The organism is Umezawaea tangerina, from assembly GCF_003002815.1.
Lineage (GTDB): Bacteria > Actinomycetota > Actinomycetes > Mycobacteriales > Pseudonocardiaceae > Umezawaea > Umezawaea tangerina.
In genome coordinates this window covers 1-24466 of sequence record NZ_PVTF01000008.1, presented here as the reverse complement: position 1 = coordinate 24466, position 24466 = coordinate 1, and the positions used below count along the sequence as shown (strand labels likewise).

Here is a 24466-nt window from a genome sequence, read left to right as displayed (position 1 = left end):
GCCGAGGAGAAGCGATGACGACGAAGTGGACCGCCGCCGACCTGCCCGACCTGAACCGCCGCACGGTGGTGGTCACCGGTGCCACCAGCGGGATCGGGTTGGTCACCGCGCGGGAGCTGGCGAGGGCGGGTGCACGGGTCGTGCTGGCCGTGCGCGACACCGCCAAGGGCGAGCGGGCCGCCGCCGACATGCCAGGGCGCACCGAGGTGCGCGAGCTGGACGTGAGCAGCATGCGCTCGGTGCGCGCGTTCGCGCGGGCGTGGACCGGGCCCCTCGACGTGCTCGTCAACAACGCCGGGATCATGCAGGTGCCCGAGTCGCACACGGAGGAGGGGTTCGAGCTGCAGTCCGCGACCAACCACCTCGGCCCGTTCGCGCTCACCAACCTGCTGCTGCCGCACATCACCGACCGGGTGGTCACCGTCGCCTCGCAGCTGCACCGGTTGGGCAAGCCCGTGTTCGACGACCTGGACTGGACCCGCCGCGAGTACGACGACCTCCAGGCGTACAACGACTCCAAGCTCGCCGCCGTGCTGTTCGCGCTGGAGCTGGACCGCAGGATGACCGGTCCGCGCCGCTCGGTGGTGGCCCACCCCGGCATCGCGACGACCTCGCTGACCTCCCACGTGCGCCGCGGGCCGTCCGCGCGGATCGGCCGGATGTCGTTCCTCCTCAACGACGCCGAGCACGGCGCACTGCCGACCCTGTACGCGGCCACCCAGGACGTCGCGGGCGGCTCCTACGTCGGGCCGGACGGGATCGGCGGGATCAAGGGTCACCCGGCGCTCGGCAAGCCGTCGAGGACCGCGCGCGACGAAGGGCTGGCGCGCGAGCTGTGGGAGCTGTCGGGCAGGCTGACCCGCACGGGCACCGAGCTCGCGGTCTGAGCGGCGACCAGGGGCAGCGGCGGGCGAGGAGGACGACGTGGAGTACACCGGGCTGGCGGACTTCCTGCGCAGGCGGCGGGAGGCGCTGCAACCGGAGGACCTGGGGCTGTCCCGCGGCAGGCGCAGGCGGACGCCGGGGCTGCGCCGCGAGGAGGTCGCCGCGCTGGCGTCCATGTCCACGGACTACTACAGCAGGCTCGAAGGCGGGAAGGGACCGCAGCCCTCGGAGCCGATGCTGACCGCCATCGCGCGGGCGCTGCACCTGACGCTCGACGAGCGCGACCACCTGTTCCTCCTGGCCGGTCACGGCATCCCGGCCAGGGCCGGCCGGTCCGACCACGTGAACCCCGGCCTGCTGCGCATCCTCGACCGGCTCGACGACACCCCCGCCGTCGTGCTCAACCGGCTGGCCGAGTCGCTCGTGCAGACCAGGGCGCACGTCGCGCTGGAGGGCGACCAGACCGGCTACACCGGACTGGAGCGCAGCGCGGTGTACCGGTGGTTCACCGACGAGGCCGCGCGGTCGTTCTACCACGAGGACGAGCGCGCGAACCACGCCCGCGTCCTGGTCTCCAAGCTGCGGTCCGCGCACACCGTCGACGGCCCCGCCTCACGCGCGGGCTCGCTGGTCCGCGCGCTGACCGAGGAGTCCGCCGACTTCCGCGCCGTGTGGGCCGCGCACGAGGTCGGCATCCTGCACACCGACGCGAAGCGGTTCCACCACCCGAGCGTGGGCGACCTGGAACTGCACTGCCAGGTGCTGTTCGACAACGGTCAGCAGCAGGCCCTGCTGGTGTTCACCGCCACGCCGGGCAGCGAGAGCGACGAGAAGCTGCGCCTGCTGTCCGTCGTCGGCGCCCAGCACCTCGCCCACCAGGACTCCTGACGGCTTTCCGGAAAGCCGCCCCCTCCCGACCCGGCCGTTCCCCGCGGCGCTGTCCACCCGATCCGAAGTGGACGGTGCGCCCGCCCCGCGCGGGCGCACCGCCGTGCTCAGGACTCGCGTTCGTGCGGCAGCTTCTCGCCCGCCTCGACCGCGAACGCCAGCCGGTTGCCCTCCGGCGGCAGCGGGCAGGTGGCGAAGTCGGTGAACGCGCACGGCAGGTTGACCGCGCGGTTGAAGTCCAGCACGACCCGGCCGTCGGCGTCCGGCGCGGGAACGCTGAGCGAGCGGTTCGCCGGGTAGGTCGTGACGCCGCTGGTCGCGTCGGTGAACAGGATGCTCAGCCCGTCGGCCTTCCCGTTGAACGCGGTCAGCGCGTGCTCGACGCCGTCGTGCTCGAACCGCACGACGCCGGGCGCGGTGTAGACGTGGCTCAGGCCCGGCACCACCGCGCCGACGGTGGTGGGGCGCGGCTCGTCGAACGGCTCGAACACGCCGGTCAGCACCCAGTCCGGGGCGGGCTCGTAGGCGGGCACGCCGTGGAAGTCGCGCAGCACCGGCGCCTTGGGGTCGTGCACCCGGATCAGGTAGCCGGAGCGGCGGGCGACCTCGATCTCCACGTCACCGGCCGACACCCTGGTGCCCGCGCCGCTGTTGACCAGCTCGAACCGGCGCACGCCGGTGACGGGCGCGCCTTCGTGGGTCAGCTCGGCGTCCTCCGGGTCGAGGTAGGCCGCCTCGGCGTCCTGCCACCACAGGCCGGGGATGCCCGCGTACCGCCGGGGCACCTCCTGCAGCCAGTCCAGCGACACGAGCGCCAGCCACCCGTGCGGTGCGGCCAGGTCCTCCTCGCGCGCGGTCTTCCAGTCCCGCCAGTCGTGCACGAACTGCTCGGTGCTCATCGCCAGCCCCACATCCCGTTCGCCGTCAACGTCACCGGTGGCAACGACCGCGTCGGGCGGCTATTCCCCGTCCCACGGGGTGGACATCCAGGAGGTGGGACGAAGGATCTTCGACATCTGGGCGCGTCGACGCCCGGACGTCCGCGTCCGGGGTTGATCCTCCCCGTCGCGGGTACCTCCAGTGGAACCGACGACAAGGAGTCGACCGTGCACCTCGCGACCTACCTGGGCATGCTCCGCACCGCGGAGCAGGGTCTCGCGGACGCGTTCGGCCGGGTCGCGACGGGTCACGCCGCCGTCGTCGAGGTCGCCGACACCTGTCGCGGCCTGGCCCGCGTCAGCGAGTCCCACGTCGAACGCCTGACCCCGGTCGTCCGCCGCTACGGCGCCCGGACGCGGACCGAGGTGCCCTACGGCATGCCGGCCGACAGCCCGCGGTCCGGTGAGGTCGGCCTGCTCCGCGACCTGCTCGACCTCTACGCCCTCACCTCGTTCGTCGACCTCACGTGGGCGGTCGTCACGCAGGCCGCACGAGGGGTGCGCGACAGCGCGCTGCTGGACGTGGCCGAGGGGTGCGAGCAGGACACCGACCGCCAGCTGGCGTGGCTGCGGTCGCGGGTGAAGCACAGCGCGCCGTCGGCGTTGATCCCCACCAGGTGAGGGCCGGGGGCTCAGGCGGGCGTCACCGCGGTGGACGCCACCTCGGCCCAGATGGTCTTGCCCCAGGTCCTGACCTTGCTCCCCCACCGCTGGGCGAGCTGGTCGACCATGACCAGTCCCCGCCCGCGGTTCGAGCCGAACCGCGAGACGCCGATCACGGGCAGGTGGGACGAGTCGGAGTCGTCGACCTCCAGCCGGATCACCTTGCTGTGGTCGGGGCGCCAGAGGCGGGCGAAGAGGGGGCGGACGCCGTGGTCGTAGGCGTTGGTGACGAGCTCGGTGGTGAGCAGCTCGACGTCCTCGACGCACTCCGGGTCCTCAGCCGCCAGCATCACGCGGATGTGGGCGCGCAGCTCCGCGAGCGGTGGTGTCCCGTGGCGTCGGAGATCCACGTCTATCCGCGTCCGGTAAGGCTCTGGACCAGTCATCGCACTTCGACCTCGAGCCTGTCGTCCTAGTGGGTCACCGCCTCGACGGCCGGGTGGCTACCCGTTGTCCAACGAGTGCAACGCCCTGAGGATGCCCTGCGGCGATCGCTCCCATTCGACGGTCGAATGGGCGGACCCGTTCCTTCCCCGGCTCGGCGAGCAAGCACAATCAGCCCGGATGCCCCGTCGGTGGCGGGTCGAAACCTGCCGCGGTCGACGACTTCCCCGGCCTCGCCCTCCGGGACCCGGTCGGGTACCGCACGAGATTGGCACTGCTCCGATCAGGGTATTCGGCGCGGGTCGAAGACGACCCGAGCACCAGGAGAACACCATGCGTCTGCCCCACCCCCGCGGACCGGTCAGCGCCGCGGTCATCGACGCCCTGGGCCACCCGTGCCCGTACCCGCTGGCGGTTCCCCCGGCGGACGGCCCGGTGGACGGGATCGTGCACGACGAGGACCTGCAACTGGCGCTGTGGACCTGCTACGAGATGCACTACCGCGGCTTCGACGGCGTCGACGACGACTGGGAGTGGGCGCCGTCGCTGATCGCCGTGCGCGGGGCGCTGGAGGAGCGGTGGCTGGCCGGGCTCCGGCTGCTGGCTCCCCCGGTCGAGGTGGAGCCGGACGCCGTGCCCTCCGCGCTGGCCGAGCTCGTGGCGGCCGACGACGGACCGTCGTTGGCGGGGTTCCTGCAGCGCAAGGCGACGCTGGAGCAGTTCCGCGAGTTCGTGGCGCAGCGCTCGGTCTACCACCTCAAGGAGGCCGACCCGCACTCCTGGGGCATACCCAGGCTGGAGGGGTCCGCGAAGGCCGCGCTGATCGAGATCCAGGTGGACGAGTACGGCGGCGGCCGGGTGGAGCGCATGCACTCCGAGCTGTTCCGCGACGTCATGCGCGCGCTCGACCTGGACGACGACTACGGCCACTACGTCGACCAGGCACCCGCCGTGACGCTGGCTGTGACGAACACCATCTCGCTGTTCGGCCTGCGCCGGAGCCTGGGCGGCGCGCTGATCGGCCACCTGGCAGCGTTCGAGATGACGTCGTCGCTGCCGAACCGGCGCTACGGCAACGGGCTGCGCCGCCTCGGCGGTGACGCGACCGCGACCCGGTTCTACGACGAGCACGTCGAGGCGGACGCCGTGCACGAGCAGATCGCCGCCCACGACCTGTGCGGCGGTTACGCGCGCCAGCACCCCGAGGCGGCCTCCGACATCCTGTTCGGCGCGACGGCCTGCCTGGCCGTCGAGGCCGAGTTCGGGCGCTACCTGTTGGGACGCTGGGAAAGTTCCCCGGAACCGCTGTCGCGCACAGCGTAGTCCCGTTGGTGTAGAAGCGGTCCGGCGCGGGTAACCACCCCACGTGGACACATCAGCGGGAAGCCGCGCCACCATAACGTCCTATCAGGACGGACCACTGCTCGTGCGCGGTGACTTCGAGCTGCGCACCCAGTCGGGCGAGGTCATCGACGGCGGTCGCGGCACGGTGGCCCTGTGCCGCTGCGGGCTTTCCGCGATCAAACCCCTGTGCGACGGGACCCACAAGGTCGGTGGCTTCCACGCCTCCGGCGGGGACCGCGAGCGCTAGACCGGGTGTGGGACCCGACCGCAGGGGGTAAGTCCCCGAACACGACCTGAACGCAGAACCAGATCGGCAACGGAGGAAACGTGACGACGATCGAGAAGCACGTTGACGTGGAAGTGCCCGTCACGACCGCCTACAACCAGTGGACCCAGTTCGAGTCGTTCCCCGCCTTCATGGAGGGCGTCGAGAAGATCAACCAGCTCACCCCGACCCGCACCCACTGGGTCACCAGGATCGCCGGTGTCAGCCGCGAGTTCGACGCGGAGATCACCGAGCAGCACCCGGACGAGCGGATCGCCTGGCACACCACCGGTGACACCGAGGAGGGCACGTCGCACGGCGGCGTGGTGACCTTCCACCGGCTCGACGACAACACCACCAGGGTCAACCTGCAGATGGAGTACGAGCCCGAGTCGCTGACCGAGAAGGTCGGCGCGGCGCTGGGCGTCGTCGGCGTCCGCATCAAGGGCGACCTCGACCGGTTCAAGGACTTCATCGAGAAGCAGGGCACCGAGACGGGCGCCTGGCGCGGTGACGTCGACGCGGCGCCGCAGAACCCGGCCACGCCGGAGAAGCACGTGGCGCAGAGCCCCGACCACCACCTGACCCGGAACCCGGCGTCGACCGACCCGCTGACCGGCAGGCACGACGACGGCCGCGAGCCGCCGCTGGCCAACGGATCGCCGATCCTGTAACGGATCCCCACAACGCGAAGGGCCCCGCGCACGGTGCGCGGGGCCCTTCGCGTCGCTCCCCAGCGGACGGTCGTCAGTTGTCGGGGCTGAGGACTTCCTCGTTCCACCAGTACCCCAGCTTGTCGAGGTCGTCGTCACCGGTGGCCCTGGTCGAGAGCAGCGACCCGACCACCAGCGTCTTGGTGTCCACCCACCACACCTGGCCCACCCCGTCCTTGACGAAGCAGGTGGTGAACTCCCCCTCCAGCGGACCGCTCTGGTTGCGGTAGTAGGTGGAGTAGTGCGCGCCGCGGACGAGCGGACGGCAACCGCCCTGGCTGTCGTCGCGCGGGATGTTGTTGTCACCGACCAGTTTCAGGAAGAACGCGTCCTGGGCCCCGCGGTCGGCGAAGTGGTGGAACACGGCCTTCTCCGGCGGCGGGAAGAACGGGCTCGTGCGGTTCGCCCCGGTGCAGGCGACCGAGGCGACGGCTCCGGCCGCGGTGTCGACGCCCGCGCAGCCCGGGTTGTCCTTGTACGCCGAGGGGAGCACGGCGAGCAGGGCCGCGACCTCCGGACCGGGGCCGGGCGGTGTCGTCGTGGTGCTCACGGGCACCGACGAGGACGGCGCGGTGGTCGTGGTGGTGCCCGACTCCGCCGTCGTGCTGGTGGTCGCGGTCGAGGACTGCGCGCCCGAGTCGAGCCGGTCGCGGGCACCCTTGCTGAGCGCCACCGCCACCACGACCGCCGCGATCACCACCACGGCGGCGACGGCGCCGAGGACACCCGCCCGGTTCTGCCACGGCGGCCCCGGCGCGACGACCGGACGCGGCGGGGGCAGCAACGGCGGCGCGGGCACCGGGGGCGGGGCGGTGAACACGGGCCTGGGCGCGTCCAGCGCCGCCGCCGCGGCCGACGCCAGGGCGCCCGCGGTCGGGTAGCGCCACGCGGGGTCCTTGGCCATGCCCTTCGCGATCACGTCGTCCAGCGCGGGAGGGACGTTCGGGTTCGACGACGACGCCCTGGGCGGCGGCTCCTGCATGTGCGCCCAGATCTGCGCCGCCGTGGAGTCGGCGAGGAACGGGCGGCGGTCCGCGACGCTGCTGAACAGCACGCAGGCCAGCGCGTACACGTCGACGCGGCCGTCGACCGGACCGGCGCCGAAGCGCTCCGGCGCCATGTAGTCGAGGGTGCCGACGATGTCGCCCGAGGCCGTGTGGTGGGTCGCCGCGGGCGAGGCGCTGCGGGCGATGCCGAAGTCGACCAGGTACACGAAGTCGTTCGCGCCGACGAGGATGTTGGACGGCTTCACGTCGCGGTGCACGAGACCGTCCTCGTGGGCGGCGTCGAGCGCGCTGGCCACCTGCTCCAGGATCCGCACCGCCCGGCGCGGCTCCAGCGGGCCGTGCTCCAGCAGCTTGGTGAGGTCCTGGCCCTCCACCAGCCGCATGTCGATGTAGAGCCTGCCCTCGATCTCGCCGTAGGCGTGGATCGGGATGACGTGCGGCTCCCGCAGCCGGGCCACGATCTTGGACTCGCTGCGGAAGCGGGCGCGGAAGTCGTCATCGGCGTGGTACTGCGCGGACAGCCGCTTGAGCGCGACGACCCGGTCGTGCGCGGTGTCGTACGCCCGGTGCACCTCGCCCATGCCGCCACGACCCAGCAGCTCACCTATCCGGTAGGGCCCGAAGGTCTCCGCGGCCATCACTCCCACCTCTGCGTCCACCACCTCATCGACGCAGATGGTAACCACGCGGTTCCCCCGGAACCGCACGTCAGCCGGTGTGGCGCGGCCGCACCTATGATCGGGGCGGTCGACTGAGGAGGCTGCGGTGACCGGTGTCGTGGTGGTGACGGGGGCGGGGTCCGGGGTCGGGCGCGCGGTCGCGCGGACCCTCCTGGAAGCGGGGTACCGGGTGGCGCTGGCGGGACGCCGACCCGAGGCGTTGGCCGAGACCGCCACCGGCGACGACGTCCTGGCCGTCCCGACGGACGTCACGTCCGAGACGTCGGTGGTCGCGCTGTTCGACGCCGTCCGGGAGCGGTGGGGGCGGGTGGACGTGCTGTTCAACAACGCGGGGACGAACGTGCGGCCGACCCCGGTCGAGGAGTTCACCCTCGGGCAGTGGTCGAAGGTGGTGGACACGAACCTGACCGGGGTGTTCCTGTGCGCGCGGGAAGCGTTCCGGGTGATGAAGGAACAACGACCGCGAGGTGGGCGGATCATCAACAACGGGTCGGTGTCGGCCCACGCGCCGCGGCCCCACGCGATCGCCTACAACGCCACGAAGCACGCCGTCACGGGGATCACGCAGTCGTTGTCGCTGGAAGGGCGGCGGTACGGGATCGCCTGCGGGCAGATCGACATCGGGAACGCGAGCACGCCGCTGACGGAGAGGATGGCGTCGGGGGTGCTGCAAGCCGACTTCAGCGTGGCTGCGGAGCCGACGATGGATGTTGGTGGGGTGGGGGAGGCGGTTCGGTACATGGTGGGGCTGCCGTTGGAGGCGAACGTGCAGTTCATGACGGTGATGGCTACGAATATGCCGTTGGTGGGGAGGGGGTGAGGGGGTGGGTTGTGCTCACGCTCTGGGGAAGCCCAGCCCCCGGCGCGCGATTGTCTCAATGCCCGATCTTCGTTGTCAAGACGATAGAGCTGTCTTGACAACGAAGATCGGGCAGGAGGGCGCTGTGGATCGGGGGCAGAGGGGAAGTCTGGCTTCGCCAGCATCAGGCTCCGCCTGACTCAGGCATCCTCGCTGCGCGTCGGACCAGGCATCGGCTGGCGCCGACAAGGCCCCAGGCGCTCCGCGCCGGATGCGCGCTGGCGGGCTGCGCCCAACGTGGAGGGGGTTGTGCTCGCTTCTTGTTGGGGTTGGTTTTGCAAGTGCTTTTGGGGTTTTCCCGCACAGTGGACGGCCTGGTCACTCCTGTGTTGGGTGGTTACGGTCGTCGTGTGTGATCAAGTACGGCGGAGTGGCCGAGTGGTTCAGGCGCAGGCCTGCAAAGCCTGTTACGCGGGTTCGATTCCCGTCTCCGCCTCTGGAAGGGCGTGGTTGACGAGGCCTCTGGAGGGGCGTGGTCGGTCTGGTCGGTGAGGTGGCCGGCTGGCCTGGTGTTGACCGGCGACGCTTTGCACCTGCTGTGCCCTGCTCGCGCGGTGACGACGAAAATGTCGTACCCCTGTCGTACCGTGTGGATCGGGGGGTCTTGCCGACGGGGGACCTCTGGTCTGGTGTGGGCGGTCAGCGAATTCCGTCCCACACGGCGGTTTCCTTGCCGTCGGCCTCGGTGGTGAGTGTCCATTCCGCGTCGATCCTCTGCACCACGGCGTGCTCCGGTGTGTACCTCGGCCAACCGGGGTCGCCGTCGTGGGCGAAGCGGACCCAGGCCTGGTGGACGGTGGTGGCGAGGGTGCGGGTTTCGGGGGTTGGGGTGATGCCGAGGAGGCCGAAGTCGACGCGGTCGACGGCGTCGAACACGAACGGCAGTTCGATGCCGTGGCAGGCGCCCAGGCGTCCGTCGAACGCGGGTGAGCGCCAGGTGAACTCGTAGCGCCACGTGCCTGCGGTGTGCGGGGCGTGGGCGTCGGCGATGCGGGCGGTGGGGACGCCGAACATGTAGTCGGTGCCGATCGCGGAGAGCAGTTCGCCGGGAGTTCGGCCGCGGCCTGCGGTGCGGTAGGCCTCGATCACGGCGGCCGGTTCGGGGTGGAGGCGGGAGACGGCGAGGGCGAGCAGCTCGGGTGTGACCTCGGGAATGGTGGCGCCCAGGCCGACGAGGTAGAGGTTCATCTCGTCGGTGTTGTGGCCCACGAGCAGGTCGATCCCGGACGCGGCGCCGGCGCGGACGGCGTCGACGGGTTGGCGGTCGAACAGGTCGCCGTCGAGGACCGGGCCGATCGGGGACAGGCCCATCAGCGGGTCGGCCAAGCCGTCGACGGCCAGGTTCGGCTGTCCGGCGGTGACCTTCGCCAGCGCACCGACGAGATCGGCCTCGGCCACCGACGCGAACGCCTCCGCGGTGGCCGGGACGCCCAGCGCCTCGGCGACGGCGCGGGTGGTCACCGCGGCCTGCGCCGGGGTGAGCAGGTGCGAGCCGCCGCCGCTCTCGCTGACCGCGCGGCGGACCAGGCCCGGCGGCAGGACCGCCAGCAGGTCGCACACGCTGAGCGCGCCCGCGGACTCGCCGCACACCGTCACGTTGTCCGGGTCGCCGCCGAACGCCGCGATGTTGTCGCGCACCCACCGCAGCGCCGCCAGCTGGTCGTGCAGGCCGCGGTTCTCCGGCACCCCCGGCAGGGAGCCGAACCCGATGACGCCGAGCCGGTAGTTCACCGTCACCAGCACGACGCCGTCGCGGGCGAACGCGCTGCCGTCGTAGCCGGGGGTGCGGCCGGAGCCGCCGGTGAACGAGCCGCCGTGCACGAACACCAGCACGGGCAGGCCGGACGCGCCGGGGTCGGGCGTCCACACGTTCGCGGTCAGGTACTCCTCGCCGCGCACCCAGCCGGGTCCGACGATGGCCTCCAGGTCGACGCCGGGAATGCGAGTGGAGCCCTGCGGCGCGGTCGGCCCGTACTCCCCCGCGTCGCGCTCGCCGGTCAGCACCGCGACCTCGGGCAGCCCGAACCGCTCGGCGTGGGCGTAGGGGATGTCGCGGAACGCGTGCACGCCATCGCTGTGGCGGCCGCGCAACGCGCCCTCGCCGATGCGCACGACGGTCATGTGGACTCCTTGCCGGTCGTGAAGACCTTGCCGGGGTTGAGGATGCGGTGGGGGTCGAGCGCGTCGCGCACGGCGCGGTGCAGGTCGAGCACGGCCGGGTCGAGCTCGGCGCGCAGGCCGTCGCGCTTGAGCAGGCCGACGCCGTGCTCGCCGGTGACCGTGCCGCCGAGCTCCAGCGCCTCGCGGACGATGTCGTCGAACGCGGCCTGCGCGCGGAGCCTGGCGGCCTCGTCGCCCTCGGCGGTCAGCAGCATCGGGTGCAGGTTGCCGTCACCCGCGTGCGCGATGTTGGCGATCCTCGTGTCGTGCCGGACGCCGATGTCCTGGACGCGGCCCAGCATCTCCGCGACCCTGCCGACGGGGACGCAGATGTCCTCGGTGAGCACCGGTCCGAGGCGTTCCAGCGCGGGGTAGGCCAGCCGTCGTGCCGCGAACAGCGCGTCGGCCTCCTCCTGGTCGGACGACCGGACGCTCCAGGTGGCGCCGGCGGCGGTGAAGCAGGCGAGCATCGCGTCCGCCTCGGCCTCCCCCGCCGCGCCGGGGGCGTCGGTGCGGCCCAGCAGCACGGTGTCCGCGTCCGCCGAGAGCCCCATGTTCTTCCACGCGTCGACGGCTTCCAGGCACTGCCGGTCGACCAGCTCCAGCGCGGACGGCGTGAGCCCGGCGGCGGCGACCGCCTCCACGGCCCGGCCCGCGGCCACGACCGACGGGAAGTACCCGGCGACGGTCCGCTCCGGCTCGCGGCGCGGTCGCAGCCGGACGGTCACCTCGGTGATGACGCCGAGCGTGCCCTCGGAGCCGACCAGCAGCGACGTGAGGTCGTACCCGGCGACGCCCTTGGCCGTGCGGCGACCCAGCCGCACCAGCTCACCGGTCCCCGTCACGACCTGGAGGCCGAGCACGTAGTCGCCCGTGACGCCGTACTTCACGCAGCACACGCCGCCCGCGTTGGTGGCGACGTTGCCGCCGATGGTCGACCACGGCGAGCTCGCCGGGTCCGGCGGGTACCAGAGGCCCTGCTCGGCGCAGGCGGCGCGCAGGTCGTCGTTGACGACACCGGGTTCGACGACCGCGAGCTTCTCCAGCGGGTCGATCTCCTTGATCGCGCGCATCCCGTCGAGCGCGACGACCACACAGCCGGCGACCGCGTTGGCGCCACCCGACAAGCCGGTGCCCGCGCCGCGCGGGACGACCGGGACGCCGTGCCGCGCGCAGTACCGGACGACGACCTGGACCTCCTCGGCGGTGCGCGGTCGCACGACGGCGGCGGGCGTGCCGTACGGGGCCCATTCGGCCTCGTCGTGGCGGTAGGAGGCCAGCACGTCCGGATCGACCAGCACGCGCCCCGGCGGGAGCAGTCCGACCAGCTCGTCCACGACGCCCGTCCTCTCCCCCGGTGACCCCGGTGTCCCGGAACCCGACGCTAACCCCGGCACCGGGACCCGGCAATGTGCGTACTGTCCAGTGTTGACCGGACCGAGTGGAGGGAACGCCCGGTGACCACGTGGCTCGACCTGCTGCTCGAGGGCGCGTCGACCGAGACGCTGACCCGGCACCAGCGGGCCCGGCGCGCGGCGGGCGACCAGGGCGCCGACCGCGACGCCCGGTCGGCGCTTGCCCTGCGCGCCCTGCTCGCGCAACGGCAGCAGCGGGCCACCGAACTGGCCGCGCTCAACGACATCGCCCGCCGCCTGGCGGCCCTGCACGACCCGGACGCGCTCGTCGGCGAGGTCGTCGCCCACGCCCGTCGGCTGCTCGGCGTCGACCTGACCTACCTGGCCCTGGTCGAGGACGACCACCTGCGCATCGACATCGCCGACGGCGCGCTGACCCCGCACCTGCTCGGCCTGGCCATCCCGCCGGACACCGGGCTGGCCGCCGCCGTGGTCGCGCGCGGCGAACCCGTGTGGACACCCGACTACCGGGCCGAACGCGGTCTGCGCCACGACGCCGCGGCGGACCGGGCCGCCGCCGCGGAGAACATGCGCGGCCTGCTGGGCGTGCCGCTGACGTCGCGCGGCCGGGTGCTGGGCGCGCTGCTGGCGTGCAAGCGGCAGGAGCGCAGCTTCGACGAGGACGAGATCACGCTGCTGTCCGCGCTCGCCGCCCACGCGGCCGTGGCGATCGACAACGCCCGGTCGATGCAGGCCTCGCGCGCGGCCGTCGACCGGCTCGACCAGGCCAACGCCGACCTGGAGCGGACGCTGCACTGGGACCGCCGCCTCACCCGCGTCGTCCTCGACGGCGGCGGGGTGGACGACCTGCTGGCGGAGGTCGCCGCGTCGGCCACCGACCGGGTCGACTTCGTCGGCGTCGACGAGGAGCCGCCCGACGGCCACCGGCTGGTCCAGCCGGTCATCGCGGGCGGACGGACGCTGGGCGCGCTCGTGCTGACCGGTCCCGGTGAACCGAGCGCGGACGACCGGCTGCTGCTGGAACGGGCCGCTCCCCCGCTCGCGCTGGTCCTGGTCGGCCAGGAGGCCGTCGAGCGGTCGGCGCGGCTGACCCGCGACGCGCTCCTGCTGGACCTGCTGTCCCGCGCCGACGACGACCCGCCGAGCCCGGCGCGGCAGGTGCGGGCCGCCGGGCTCGACCCCCGGCGGACGTACAGCGTGCTCGTCGTCCGCACGCACGACACCCCACCGGCCGCCGCCCGCGCGCGGCTGTCGGCCGTGCTGCCCGAGGGGTCGGCGGTCGCCGCGGACGGCGGTCGGCTGGTCGCGGTGGTGCCGGTGGCCGACCCGGACTCGCTGGCCGCAGGCTGGCCGGAACGCGTTGGCGGGCAGCGGTTCACGGCCGGGGCTGCCGGTCCCGCGACCGGACCGGACGACCTGGCCCGGTGCCGCCGGGAAGCCGAGCAGGCCCTGGACGCGCTGCTCGCGCTCGACCGGCCGGGGCGGCTCACCACGGCGGCCGGGCTGGGCATCTACCGCGTGCTGCTGACCCACCAGGGCCACCGCGACCTGCGGGAGCTGTTCGAGCGCGAGCTCGGCGCCGTCGAGGCGGAACAGCGGCGGCGTTCGGTGCCGCTGCTGGCCACCCTGCACGCGTTCCTCGACCACGGCAGGCGTCCGGCGGCCGCCGCGGCCGAGCTCGGTGTGCACGTCAACACGCTGTACCAACGGCTCGCGGTGCTGGACCGGCTGCTGGGCGAGGACTGGCGGCTGCCCGAGCGCGCGCTGGACCTGCACCTGTTGCTGCGCCTGCGTCGTGGCGCCGACGCGCTGGACGGGTGAGTGGTATGGATGGGGGCATGACTCGCGCACTTGTGCTGGGCGGCGGCGGGATCGCCGGGATCGCCTGGGAGATCGGTCTGCTCAACGGGCTCGCCGAAGGCGGGGTCGACGTCACCGGGGCGGACCTCGTCGTGGGCACGTCCGCCGGGTCGGTGGTGGCGGCGCAGATCACCAGCGGCGCGGCGCTGCCGGGGCTGCTGCGGGCGCAGACCGATCCCGACGCGCAGGCACCCGAGATCGCCGCCGAGGTCGACATGGACCGCCTCGTGGAGCTGTTCGGCGTCACGGCGGACCAGGACGCCGACCCGCTGGAGGTGCGCCGCCGGATCGGCAGGGCCGCGCTGGACGCCCCGACCGTCGCGGAGGAGCGGCGGCGCGAGGTGATCGCGGGCAGGCTGCCGGTGCACACCTGGCCCGCCACGAAGGTGCTGATCGTCGCCGTGGACGCCGAGACCGGGCAGGAGCGGGTGTTCGACGCCGACAGCGGCGTGGAGCTGGTCGACGCCGTCACGGCGAGCTGCGCCGTGCCGGTGGTCTGGCCGCCGGTCACCATCGGCGGCACCCGCTACGTCGACGGCGGCGTGCGCAGCGGCGAGAACGCCGACCTCGCCACCGGGCACGACGTCGTCCTGGTGCTGCAGGCGATGCGGGTGGAGGGGATGGACGCCCTCGGCGGCCAGGTCGACGCCCTGCGGCAGGAGGGCTCCTCCGTCCTGGTGATCGGCACCGACGAGCCGAGCGTGGCCGCGATCGGCCCGAACCCGCTGGACCCGGCCACGAGGGAGCCCACCGCCCGCGCGGGCCGCGAGCAGGGCCTGCGGATCGCCGCGGAGGTCGCCGCGTTCTGGAAGTGACCCCCCGGGCACCGGTACCAGGGGGAACGGCACGGGGGTGCGGCGGCGGTCCATGATGGACGGGTGACGACACTCGACGAGCTCGCCCGTGAGCGCTACGTCAGCCTCACCACCTACCGGAAGTCCGGTGTGGGGGTGCCGACGCCGGTGTGGCACGCGGTCGACGGCGGTGAGCTGTTCATCTGGACCTCCCCGGACAGCGGGAAGGTCAAGCGGATCAGGAACAACGGCACCGTCGACCTGACCCCGTGCGACCGGCGCGGGCGGGTCGCGCAGGGGGCGCCCACCGTGCGCGGCACGGCCCGGCTGCTGAACCAGGCCGACACCGACGAGGCGCGGGCCCTGCTGGCGAGCAAGTACTTCCTGGTCCGGGTGGCCGAGTGGGCCACCAAGGTGCTGCGCAGGCCGAAGCGGCGCGGGATCGCCATCGCGGTGCGCTGCTGACCGGTCACCGGCGGACACCCCGCCCCTCCGGGGGTTGCCCCGCGGCCGGTGGTCGTCGAAGGTGCGAGTAGTGGACCGACCCTCGACGAGGAGGCGTCATGTACCCCGGACACTGGGCGCGGACCGAGCCCGACCAGCCCGCCGTCGTCATGTCCGACACGGGCGAGGCGCTCACCTACGCGGAGCTGGAGGAGCGGTCGACCCGGCTGTCCCGGCTCCTGCACGACCGGGGGCTGCGCCGGGGTGACACGGTCGCGGTCATCGCGGAGAACGGCCCGCGCTGCTTCGAGGCCTACTGGGCGGCGTTGCGCGGCGGTCTGTACATCACCGCGATCAACCACCACCTCAAACCCGCCGAGATCGCCTACATCGTCGGCGACTGCGCGGCGAAGGCGCTCGTGGTGTCCGCCGGGAAGGCCGAGCAGGCGCTGGCGATCGCCGACCGGACACCGACCGTGGTGTGCAGGCTCGCGTTCGGCGGCCCGGTGGACGGCCACGAGGACTACGAGACCGCGCTGGCCACCGCCGAGCCGGTCCCGTTGCCGGACAACAGGGTCGGCAACGACATGCTCTACTCCTCGGGCACCACGGGCGTGCCCAAGGGTGTGCGCCCGCCGCTGCCGGACCGCAGGGTCGACGAGTGGGGTGACCCGTACGTCGCCGTGTTCGGGAAGATGTACGGCTTCGACCGCGACACGGTGTACCTGTGCCCGGCGCCGCTGTACCACGCGGCCCCGTTGCGGTTCGGCGGGTTCGTGCACGCGTTGGGCGGCACGGTCGTCGTCATGCCCGCGTTCGAGCCCGAGGCGGCGCTGGCGGCGATCGAGCGGCACCGGATCACGCACAGCCAGTGGGTGCCGACGATGTTCGTGCGGATGCTCAAGCTGCCGCGGGAGCAGCGGACGGCGCACGACCTGACGAGCCACCGGCTGGCGATCCACGCCGCGGCGCCGTGCTCGGTCGAGGTCAAGAACGCCATGATGTCCTGGTGGGGTCCCATCCTGCACGAGTACTACTCCTCCACCGAGGGCAACGGCGTCACGTTCGTCGGCCCCGAGGAGTGGCTGGCGAAACCGGGGACGGTCGGCACGGCGGGCCTCGGCGTGCTGCACATCTGCGACGACGAGGGCCTCGAGCTGCCCGCGGGCGGCATCGGCTCGGTCTACTTCGAGCGCGACCGGCTGCCGTTCACCTACCACAACGACCCGGCCAAGACCGCGGCCGCGCAGCACCCGGACCATCCACTGTGGACGACCACCGGCGACGTCGGCCGCGTCGACGAGGACGGGTCGCTGTTCCTCACCGACCGCAAGGCGTTCACGATCATCTCGGGCGGGGTCAACATCTACCCGCAGGAGATCGAGAACGTCCTGACGCTGCACCCGAAGGTGTTCGACATCGCGGTGATCGGCGTGCCGGACGAGGAGATGGGCGAACAGGTCAAGGCGGTCGTCCAGGCCGCGCCGGGCGTCGTCACCGGTCCCGAGCTGGCCGCCGAGCTGCTCGACCACGTCCGCGACCGGATCGCCCACTTCAAGGCCCCGAGGTCCGTCGACTTCGTCACCGAGCTGCCCAGGACACCCACCGGGAAGCTCCAGAAGACCAAGCTGCGCGCCCAGTACACCCGACCCCAGTGACGAGGATGCCGATGCCCACCGAGACGTTCCACTTCACCGGCCGCGACGGCCAGGACCTCGTCGGATACCGCTGGGACCCGGCCGGTGCGCCGGTCGCCGCGGTCCAGGTCCTGCACGGCATGGGCGAGCACGTCCTGCGCTACGCCGGGCTCGCCGAGGCCCTCACCGCGGCGGGTGTCGTCGTGTACGGCCACGACCAGCGCGGCCACGGCGCCAGCGCCCCGTCACCGGAGCAGCACGGCGTCCTCGGCCCGGACGGCTGGTCCGCGCTGGTCGAGGAGGTCGGTGTGCTGAACGCCCGGATCCACGCCGAGCACCCGGACCCGCCGGTCGGGCTGGTGGCGCACAGCATGGGGTCGTTCGCCGCCCAGCAGTACCTGCTCACCGGCAGCGGGAGCGTCGACGCCGTCGCGCTCACCGGCACCGCGGCCATCGACCTGCTCGAACCGGCGCTGGACCTCGACGCCCCGCTGGACCTGGCGATGTTCAACGGCGCCTTCCAGCCCGCCCGCACCGAGTACGACTGGCTCAGCCGCGACGAGGCCCAGGTCGACGCCTACGTGGCCGACCCCGCGTGCGGCTTCGGCCTGGACGGCGAGTCCGTGCGCGCCATGTTCGTCGGCCTGCGCTCCACCGCCGACCCCGCGCGGCTGGCCGACGTCCGCCCCGACCTGCCCGTGTACCTGGCCGTCGGCGACCAGGACCCGGTCAACGGCGACCTGGCGCTGCTGCACGCGCTGGCCGACCGGCTGCGCCAGGCGGGCACGAAGGACCTCACGACCAAGGTCTACGCGGGCGCGCGGCACGAGATCCTCAACGAGACCAACCGCGAGGAGGTCACCGGCGACCTGGTGGCCTGGCTCGGCGAGAAGCTCAGGCGTTAGCGGGCTCCTCGTGCGCGGCGGCCGTCGACCACCGGTCGGCCGCCGCGCACACCGCACCGCCCGCCAGCAGGAACCCCGCGGCCGCCGCGAGCAGCCGCGCCTCGTGGTAGCCGCTCGCCAGCAGGTAGCCCAGCACCGCTCCGCCGACACCCGCCACGGCGGCCGCGGCCAACCACCCGAGCAGCCGCCTGGGCCAGCCGAGCCGCAGCGCGACCGCCGTGACCACCACACCGGCCGCCAGCGACACCGCCGTCGTCCCGAAGTTCACGCCGTAGCGCAGCGGCAGCGAGGGCACCAGGAACAGCACCAGGAACCAGCCGAGCGACGACGTGACCGCGCCCGTCGCCGGACCGGCCGCGGGCGCGGGCCGACGCGCCCACCAGCGGGCCGCCGCCAGCACGACCGCCGCCGCCGCGGCCACCGGCAGCCAGTCGTCCAGGTCGCCGAGGTTGTAGAGCAGCGCCGTGTCGTACACGGTCAGCACCAGCGCTCCCATCGCGGCCACCGACACGACGAACGGCACCAGCCGCGGCGGCCCGACGGGCCCTTCCGACAGCCTGCTCACCGCCAGCGGCACGACCACGCCGGACAGCACCCGGATCACGATGTCGTCGGTCGTGTACGGGGTCGGCAACGCCCACTCGATCAGGCAGAACGTCACCGTGAACGACGCCGACACCGCCCACCGCGCGTGCACCGCCCTGCGGTACACCTCGGCCCCGAACCAGCGGCACACCAGCAGGTAGAGCAGCACCGCGAAGGCCAGCTCCAACGACGACTGCGCGCGCATCACCGTCCACGGCAGCAGCTCCGGCGCCGGGAACCGGTCCGCCAGCCACCCCAGGTCCGCCAACGCGAACCAGCCCTCCGGCAGCAGCCGCGAAAGACGCGTGACGTCCCCGCCCCACTCCCGCCGCACGTACACGGTGAACAGCACCTGGTTCAGGTAGACCAGCAGCACCAGGACCAGCAGCCACGTCCCCGGATGCCGCGCCCACCCCCGCCCAGGCCGTTCCGGCGCCCCGCCACGGGTCGGCACCAGCACGCCGTACGCCGTCGCCAGGACGATGACCGCCGCCAGCAGAACCTTCTCCACCGGCGTGACACTAGCGATACCGGGCTACGAGACACGCAGGTGTCGAAAATGGATTTCCGGGGTAGCCACTCCGCACGATGTCCGAGGAACGGAGCGGCCGATGAGGGCACCCCACATGATCGCCGAACGGGCGCTCGACACCATGAAGGTCGCGGCCCGCGAGCAGGTGCTCGTCGCCATGCTCGGCATCCCCCGCCTGCTCCGCCACTCCGTCTGGACCACCGTCGACACCACCCAGGGCCAGGGCCTCGGCGTCCTGCTCGTCCCCGGCGACCACACCCTCTCCCTCACCAGCACCTGGCTCCGCGCCCGCGGCTACCGCCCCACCGGCGCCGGCATCGGCTTCACCGTCGGCTGCACCACCGACCTGGTCGACAAGCTGGAGCGCCGCCTAGAAGCCCATGCCGAAACCACCGGCGGCCAGGTCGTCCTCATCGGCCAAAGCCGCGGCGGCACCCTGGCCCGCCTCCTCACCACCCGCAGGCCCGACCTCGTCCGCGGCCTCATCATGCTCGGCAGCCCAGTAGTCGAACCCCTCAACGCCCAACGCGACGTCATGGCCATCGCCGCCCTCCTCACCCGCCTCTCCACCCTCGGCATCCCAGGCCTCATGAACACCGACTGCCTCTCCGGCACCTGCTACAACACCAACATCACCGCCCTCACCACCCCACTGCAAACCCCAGCCCTCTCCATCTACTCCCGCTCAGACGCCATCGTCCCCTGGCAATGCAGCCTCGACCCCCACGCAGAACACCTGGAAGTCCACACCACCCACACCGGAATGGCCTTCGACCCAACCGTCTACAAAGCCCTAAATCACCAACTAATCGCCTGGGCAGACTCCCCAGCCCTCGCACCCGCCTGCTAACCAACAACCAACAACCAACAAAGGCGAGCAAACCCCTCCACATTGGGCGCAGCCCGCCAGCGCGCATCCGGCGCAAAGCGCCTGGGGCCTTGTCCGCAGCGCAGCAAGGATGCCCTGTCCGCCGCGAAGCGCGGATGCCTTGTCCAACGGCGAAGCCAAGGATGCCTTGTCGGGCGGAGCCCGATGCCCTGTCAGGCGCAGCCTGATGCTGGCGAAGCCAGACTCCCCCTCTGCCCCCGATACACAGCGCCCTCCTGCTTGATCTTGCTTGTCAAGACAGCCCTATCGTCTTGACAAGCAAGATCAAGCATTGAGACAATCGCGCGCCGGGGGCTGGGCTTCCCCCAATACCTGGTAGCACCCAACCGACACACGCAAAGTGCCCACACCCCAACCCCTACGGATGCAACCCAATCCCCATCACCTCCCCACCGTGATGCAAAGGCGTAGGCGACAGATCCGTCTCATCCTCCCCCGACTCCAACAACGTCGCCGCCGCCCCAACAATCCTCGTATCCGGCCTCCCCACCACCTCCTCATCCCGATCCTCGTACTCGTACCGCACCAACAAGCTCCTCATCGCCTCCAACCGCGCCCTCTTCTTGTCGTTGCTCTTCACCACCGTCCACGGTGCTTTCGCCGTGTCGGTCTCCCGGAACATCGCCACTTTCGCCGACGTGTAGTCGTCCCACTTGTCCAGCGACTCCAGGTCCATCGGGCTCAGCTTCCACTGCCGCACCGGGTCCACCTGCCGGATCACGAACCGGGTGCGCTGTTCGTCCTGCGACACCGAGAACCAGAACTTCACCAGCAGCACGCCGTCGTCCACCAGCATGTGCTCGAAGGCGGGCGCCTGCACCAGGAACCGCTCGTACTCCGCCTCGGTGCAGAACCCCATCACCCGTTCCACCCCGGCCCGGTTGTACCAGGACCGGTCGAACAGGACCATCTCCCCGGCGGCGGGCAGGTGTTCCACGTACCGCTGGAAGTACCACTGGGTGCGTTCGCGTTCGGACGGTTTCTCCAGCGCCACGACGTGCGCGCCGCGCGGGTTCAGGTGCTCGGTGAAGCGCTTGATCGTCCCGCCCTTGCCCGCCGCGTCGCGCCCTTCGAACACCACGACGAGCCGCTGCCCGGTCTCCTTGATCCAGTACTGGAGCTTCAGGAGCTCGATCTGGAGGAGCCGCTTCTCGCGGTCGTACTCCTCGCGCGACATCCGCTCGTCGTACGGGTAGTTCTGCCGCCACGTGTCCACCGGGGCTCCGCCGCGGTGCAGCAGCACGGGGTCGTCCCGGTCGGTGTCGTCGACCTCGAACTCGGCGAGCAGAGCGGGCACGTCGGGCAAAGGGCGCATACCGTCGGTGTTACCCCGGCATGTCGCTGGTCATACCTCTCCGCACCAGGCTGGCGCCGACCACAACGCGTCACCCGATAAGGTGAACCCTTCAGCTTGATCAACTTCACGGAAGGGTGTGCAGCATGGCCATCACCGCCGACCTGGACAAGCAGCTCGACAAGGCCTACGAGAACCTGACGGTCGCCGAGGTCCTCGACGCGCCGGTCGCCGCCCTCGCGGGCGTCAGCGATGGCGACGCGGAGAAGCTGGAGGCCGCGTTCGGCATCAAGACCGTGCGCGACCTGGGCACCAACAAGTACTTCAAGCTCGCGGCCGCGCTCGCCGACCTGGGCACCGCCGCCAAGTGACGCGCGTGACCGGGTGGAGGTCGTGACGGCACCGACCTCCACCCGGTCATCACCCGCACCGGACGTGGTCGCACAGGCCGCGCCCGTGCAACGCACAGGGCGGGCACAGCGGCGGCCGGGACCGTGGTCCTCAGCAGAGCCGACCACGAGGAGCACCCGATGACCACGACCGAGCAGTTCACCCCGCCCGCGCCCCGGCAGCCGAAGGCCCCGCGGTCGAAGGTCCGCCAGGGGGTCGTCGCCGCGGCCGTCGCGCTCGTCATCGCCGGTGGCGGTGGTGCCGCGGTCTGGGCGACCTCCGGCTCCGACACGTCGTCGGCGATCGGCCAGGCACCAGCGGGCATGGGCCCCGGCGGGACCGGCGGTGGACCCGGTGGCGCGAACGACCTGCTGTCGGGCGTGTCGCACGGCGAGATGCAGACCGGCGCCGTCACCGCGATCACCGCCACGTCGCTCACCGCGACCAGCACCGACGGGTACACCAGGACCTACGTCATCGACTCGGCCACCGTGTTCGCCGCCGCCACCGCGCCGGGCGCGGGCATGGCCACCGGGAGCGCCGCCGACATCGCCGCGGGCGACACCGTCACCGTCGTCGCGACCACCACCGGGGACACCGCGACGGCCGTGCGGATCTCCGAGACCGCCTGACGTACGTACGCTCGTGGGGTGCGGACAAGACCAACCCTCAGCTGGGCGTCCACCGGGGCGCCCCTGCCCAGGACGACCGACCTCGACGAGGTGGTGCGGACCGTCGCGCGGGGCCGGGTCGTCGTGCTCAGCGGCGCCGGGCTGTCCACCGAGTCGGGCATCCCGGACTACCGCGGCGCGCAGGGCAGCCTGCGCAGGCACACGCCGATGACCTACGAGGAGTTCACCGGGAACCCGGACGGCCGACGGCGGTACTGGGCGCGCAGCCACCTCGGCTGGCGCACGATCGCCCGCGCCGCGCCGAACGACGGCCACCGCGCCGTCACCGCCCTGCACGCCGGTGGCCACCTGTCCGGGATCATCACCCAGAACGTCGACGGCCTGCACCAGGCCGCGGGCGCGCCGGACGTGGTGGAGCTGCACGGCAGCCTGGACCGGGTGATCTGCCTGGACTGCCGCCGGACCAGCGACCGCGAGACCCTCGACCGCAGGCTGCGCGCGGCCAACCCCGCGTTCGAGGGCACCGCCACCCGGATCAACCCCGACGGCGACGTGGAGCTGCCCGACGACGTCGTCCGCACCTTCACCCCGGTCCCGTGCGCGGACTGCTCCGGCGTGCTCAAACCGGACGTCGTGTTCTTCGGCGAGAACGTCCCCCGCCCCCGCGTGGACCAGTGCTACCGACTCGTCGACGACGCCGAGGCCCTGCTGGTGCTGGGCTCCTCGCTGACCGTCATGTCCGGCCTCCGGTTCGTCCGGCACGCCGCCAAGACCGGCAAGCAGGTCCTCATCGTCAACCGCGGCGAGACCCGCGGCGACCCCTACGCCACCACCCGCGTCGACCTCCCCCTCGGCCAGGCGCTCACCGACCTGACCCGACGGCTCGGGGTGGACCGGCCGGAGGGTCCGGTCACCGCGGCGGGGTGACCGGACCCAGTCCGGGTCAGGCGGGCACGGACTCCAGGGCGGGGACGACGTCGAGGGCGGACTCGGCGGCGTCGAGGCGTCGGGTGACCTGGTCGCGGGACTCGCCGACGGCGATGGCGAACGCGATGCGGCCCCACACGGTGCCCTTCGGCGGCGGGGAGACGACGGCGCCGGGCTGGGCGACGACGACCACCTTGTCGAGGCCTTCGGGCAGTGCGGTCTCGTCGAAGCCGAGCGAGCCCAGGGTGGTGTCCTCCTCCTCGACGTAGAAGAAGCGGATGCCCGCGACCCGGTTCGCGGTGGGGGTGAGGTCGGCTTCGGCGCCGGTGGCGGCGGCCGCGGCGGCGAGGCCGGGGTCGATGCCGGTGGCGAGCAGGCCGAGGTAGGGGATCATGTCGCCGCCGAGGCGCCCGTTGACCTCGATGACCTTCGGGCCGTCGGCGGTGAGCATGAACTCGGAGTGGGTGATGCCGTCGGTGAAGCCGAGCGCCTCGTGGGTCTCTTGGAGGGCCGCCCGGAGCACAGGGTCGGTGAGCAACGGGTCGGCGGCGTCGACGAAGTGGCCGATCTCCTCGGCGTAGGGCGGGTAGCCGACGACCTTGCGGCCGACGAACAGCGGCGTCACCTTGCCCTCGCGCACGACGGAGTCGACGCTGATCTCCTCCCCCGACACGAACTCCTCGACCAGGATCGGCCGGTCGGTGTCGAACACGACCGGCTCGGGTCCGCGCGCGCCCTCGGTGAAGGCGAAGTTCGCGCGGACCTGCTCCTCGTCCCCGACCTTGATCACGCCGAGGCTCGCCCCGAGACCGCGGGGCTTGAGGATGGCCGGGTAGCCGACCTCGGCCGCGGCGTCGACGGCGTCCTGCACGGTCTTCACCGGGATCGACCGCGGCTGCGCCACGCCCGCGGCGTCCAGCGCGGCACGGGTCTGCCCCTTGTCCCGCAGTCGCCAGATGACCGCCGGGTCGCCGTTGCGGACGCCGAGCGCCCCGGCCACGAACGCGGCCGCGTGGATGCGGACCTCGTCCCAGCACAGGACGCCCGCGACCGGGTCGGTGGCGTGCAGCTCCAGCACGGCGGCGGCCATCGCCGGGCCGTCGGTCGTGCTGGGCAGGACGGTCCACCCCGTGACGTGCTCCTTCTCCCACTCGGGTTCGGCCGACAGGAACAGGTGCACGCGGTAGTGGGCGCCGATCGACCGCAGCAGGTACTCGCGGTAGAGCCTCATGCCGGTGCCGATGAGCACGAGCAGCGGACGTTCGGCGGGGGTGGGAGCCGTCATGGCCAGATCCTCAATCTCGGGTGGGGCGCGCTAGGTGTAGTGATTTGTGACGTTGTTGACGGTTAGGCGGCCAGTCGGCTGATCGGTGGTCGACCACCGAGGGCGCTGTGGGCCCGTCGGGTGTTGTAGT

At 72.3% G+C, this 24466-nt stretch carries 23 protein-coding genes, 1 tRNA gene and 1 pseudogene; 17 read left to right on the top strand and 8 right to left on the bottom strand.

Annotated features, from left to right (window positions below; translation table 11 throughout):
* Positions 1-14: 14 nt before the first annotated feature.
* Positions 15-887: an oxidoreductase gene (locus CLV43_RS25715; RefSeq protein WP_106189881.1), complete on the top strand. Its 873-nt coding sequence runs from the start codon at positions 15-17 to the stop codon at positions 885-887.
* 37 nt (positions 888-924) lie between these two features.
* Positions 925-1773, top strand: a complete 849-nt coding sequence (locus tag CLV43_RS25710) for a helix-turn-helix transcriptional regulator (protein WP_106189880.1) — start codon at positions 925-927, stop codon at positions 1771-1773.
* Between the two features lie 107 nt (positions 1774-1880).
* Here the strand turns inward: CLV43_RS25710 and CLV43_RS25705 are convergent, their stop codons facing one another.
* Positions 1881-2672, bottom strand: coding sequence for a DUF1684 domain-containing protein (locus CLV43_RS25705; RefSeq protein ID WP_106190560.1), 792 nt, complete (start codon positions 2670-2672; stop codon positions 1881-1883).
* A 207-nt stretch (positions 2673-2879) separates the two neighbouring features.
* On the opposite strand from CLV43_RS25705, the gene CLV43_RS25700 reads away from it, so the two are divergent.
* The gene (locus CLV43_RS25700) at positions 2880-3332 is read left to right on the top strand and encodes a hypothetical protein (RefSeq protein WP_106190559.1); all 453 of its coding nucleotides are present in this window, start codon (positions 2880-2882) and stop codon (positions 3330-3332) included.
* Positions 3333-3343: 11 nt separating this feature from the next.
* Here CLV43_RS25700 and CLV43_RS25695 read toward each other — a convergent pair whose 3' ends face one another.
* Entirely contained in the window at positions 3344-3724 is a 381-nt protein-coding gene (locus tag CLV43_RS25695; RefSeq protein ID WP_106189878.1) for an ATP-binding protein, read from the bottom strand.
* Between the two features lie 367 nt (positions 3725-4091).
* On the opposite strand from CLV43_RS25695, the gene CLV43_RS25690 reads away from it, so the two are divergent.
* From CLV43_RS25690 to CLV43_RS25680, 3 genes and pseudogenes are all read left to right on the top strand, one after another.
* The gene (locus tag CLV43_RS25690; RefSeq protein ID WP_106189877.1) at positions 4092-5081 is read left to right on the top strand and encodes an iron-containing redox enzyme family protein; all 990 of its coding nucleotides are present in this window, start codon (positions 4092-4094) and stop codon (positions 5079-5081) included.
* Positions 5082-5124: 43 nt separating this feature from the next.
* On the top strand, positions 5125-5349 hold the full coding sequence (locus CLV43_RS25685; protein ID WP_106189875.1) for a CDGSH iron-sulfur domain-containing protein: 225 nt from the start codon (positions 5125-5127) through the stop codon (positions 5347-5349).
* An 80-nt stretch (positions 5350-5429) separates the two neighbouring features.
* A pseudogene (locus CLV43_RS25680) lies at positions 5430-5888 on the top strand (SRPBCC family protein); the annotation flags it as partial.
* Positions 5889-6114: 226 nt separating this feature from the next.
* Here the strand turns inward: CLV43_RS25680 and CLV43_RS25675 are convergent.
* Positions 6115-7725: a serine/threonine-protein kinase gene (locus CLV43_RS25675; RefSeq protein WP_106189872.1), complete on the bottom strand. Its 1611-nt coding sequence runs from the start codon at positions 7723-7725 to the stop codon at positions 6115-6117.
* A gap of 127 nt (positions 7726-7852) precedes the next feature.
* On the opposite strand from CLV43_RS25675, the gene CLV43_RS25670 reads away from it, so the two are divergent.
* Both CLV43_RS25670 and CLV43_RS25665 read left to right on the top strand, forming a co-directional pair.
* Entirely contained in the window at positions 7853-8587 is a 735-nt protein-coding gene (locus CLV43_RS25670; protein ID WP_106189870.1) for an SDR family oxidoreductase, read from the top strand.
* A gap of 403 nt (positions 8588-8990) precedes the next feature.
* Positions 8991-9062, top strand: a tRNA-Cys gene (locus CLV43_RS25665).
* Between the two features lie 203 nt (positions 9063-9265).
* Here CLV43_RS25665 and CLV43_RS25660 read toward each other — a convergent pair.
* Complete coding sequence (locus CLV43_RS25660) at positions 9266-10747, bottom strand: carboxylesterase/lipase family protein (protein ID WP_106189869.1); 1482 nt, start codon at positions 10745-10747, stop codon at positions 9266-9268.
* Positions 10744-12123 carry an FAD-binding oxidoreductase gene (locus tag CLV43_RS25655; RefSeq protein ID WP_211304556.1) on the bottom strand — a complete coding sequence of 460 codons (1380 nt, stop codon included), beginning with the start codon at positions 12121-12123 and terminating at the stop codon, positions 10744-10746. Before CLV43_RS25655 ends, CLV43_RS25660 begins: the two co-directional genes overlap by 4 nt.
* A 120-nt stretch (positions 12124-12243) precedes the next feature.
* On the opposite strand from CLV43_RS25655, the gene CLV43_RS25650 reads away from it, so the two are divergent.
* The 5 genes from CLV43_RS25650 (at position 12244) to CLV43_RS25630 (ending at position 17802) form a co-directional block, all read left to right on the top strand.
* Complete coding sequence (locus tag CLV43_RS25650) at positions 12244-13983, top strand: helix-turn-helix domain-containing protein (RefSeq protein ID WP_211304555.1); 1740 nt, start codon at positions 12244-12246, stop codon at positions 13981-13983.
* A gap of 17 nt (positions 13984-14000) precedes the next feature.
* Positions 14001-14837 carry a patatin-like phospholipase family protein gene (locus tag CLV43_RS25645; RefSeq protein WP_106189864.1) on the top strand — a complete coding sequence of 279 codons (837 nt, stop codon included), beginning with the start codon at positions 14001-14003 and terminating at the stop codon, positions 14835-14837.
* A 63-nt stretch (positions 14838-14900) separates the two neighbouring features.
* A complete protein-coding gene (locus tag CLV43_RS25640; protein ID WP_106189863.1) occupies positions 14901-15281 on the top strand; it encodes a PPOX class F420-dependent oxidoreductase in 381 nt (126 codons plus the stop codon).
* A gap of 98 nt (positions 15282-15379) precedes the next feature.
* Entirely contained in the window at positions 15380-16918 is a 1539-nt protein-coding gene (locus tag CLV43_RS25635; RefSeq protein WP_106189862.1) for an acyl-CoA synthetase, read from the top strand.
* An 11-nt stretch (positions 16919-16929) separates the two neighbouring features.
* Positions 16930-17802, top strand: coding sequence for an alpha/beta fold hydrolase (locus tag CLV43_RS25630; protein WP_106189861.1), 873 nt, complete (start codon positions 16930-16932; stop codon positions 17800-17802).
* Here CLV43_RS25630 and CLV43_RS25625 read toward each other — a convergent pair.
* Positions 17792-18898, bottom strand: a complete 1107-nt coding sequence (locus tag CLV43_RS25625) for a hypothetical protein (protein ID WP_106189860.1) — start codon at positions 18896-18898, stop codon at positions 17792-17794. The genes CLV43_RS25630 and CLV43_RS25625 overlap by 11 nt on opposite strands.
* A 100-nt stretch (positions 18899-18998) precedes the next feature.
* On the opposite strand from CLV43_RS25625, the gene CLV43_RS25620 reads away from it, so the two are divergent.
* The gene (locus CLV43_RS25620; RefSeq protein ID WP_245886969.1) at positions 18999-19769 is read left to right on the top strand and encodes an alpha/beta fold hydrolase; all 771 of its coding nucleotides are present in this window, start codon (positions 18999-19001) and stop codon (positions 19767-19769) included.
* 397 nt (positions 19770-20166) lie between these two features.
* Here CLV43_RS25620 and ppk2 read toward each other — a convergent pair whose 3' ends face one another.
* Positions 20167-21123: a polyphosphate kinase 2 gene (gene ppk2, locus CLV43_RS25615; protein WP_106189859.1), complete on the bottom strand. Its 957-nt coding sequence runs from the start codon at positions 21121-21123 to the stop codon at positions 20167-20169.
* A gap of 125 nt (positions 21124-21248) precedes the next feature.
* On the opposite strand from ppk2, the gene CLV43_RS25610 reads away from it, so the two are divergent.
* The 3 genes from CLV43_RS25610 (at position 21249) to CLV43_RS25600 (ending at position 23051) form a co-directional block, all read left to right on the top strand.
* Complete coding sequence (locus tag CLV43_RS25610; RefSeq protein ID WP_106189858.1) at positions 21249-21473, top strand: hypothetical protein; 225 nt, start codon at positions 21249-21251, stop codon at positions 21471-21473.
* Positions 21474-21632: 159 nt separating this feature from the next.
* Positions 21633-22124, top strand: a complete 492-nt coding sequence (locus CLV43_RS25605) for a hypothetical protein (protein ID WP_106189857.1) — start codon at positions 21633-21635, stop codon at positions 22122-22124.
* 18 nt (positions 22125-22142) lie between these two features.
* A complete protein-coding gene (locus CLV43_RS25600) occupies positions 22143-23051 on the top strand; it encodes an NAD-dependent protein deacetylase (RefSeq protein WP_106189856.1) in 909 nt (302 codons plus the stop codon).
* A gap of 16 nt (positions 23052-23067) precedes the next feature.
* Here the strand turns inward: CLV43_RS25600 and CLV43_RS25595 are convergent, their stop codons facing one another.
* On the bottom strand, positions 23068-24336 hold the full coding sequence (locus CLV43_RS25595; protein WP_106189855.1) for an ATP-grasp domain-containing protein: 1269 nt from the start codon (positions 24334-24336) through the stop codon (positions 23068-23070).
* Positions 24337-24466: the final 130 nt, after the last annotated feature.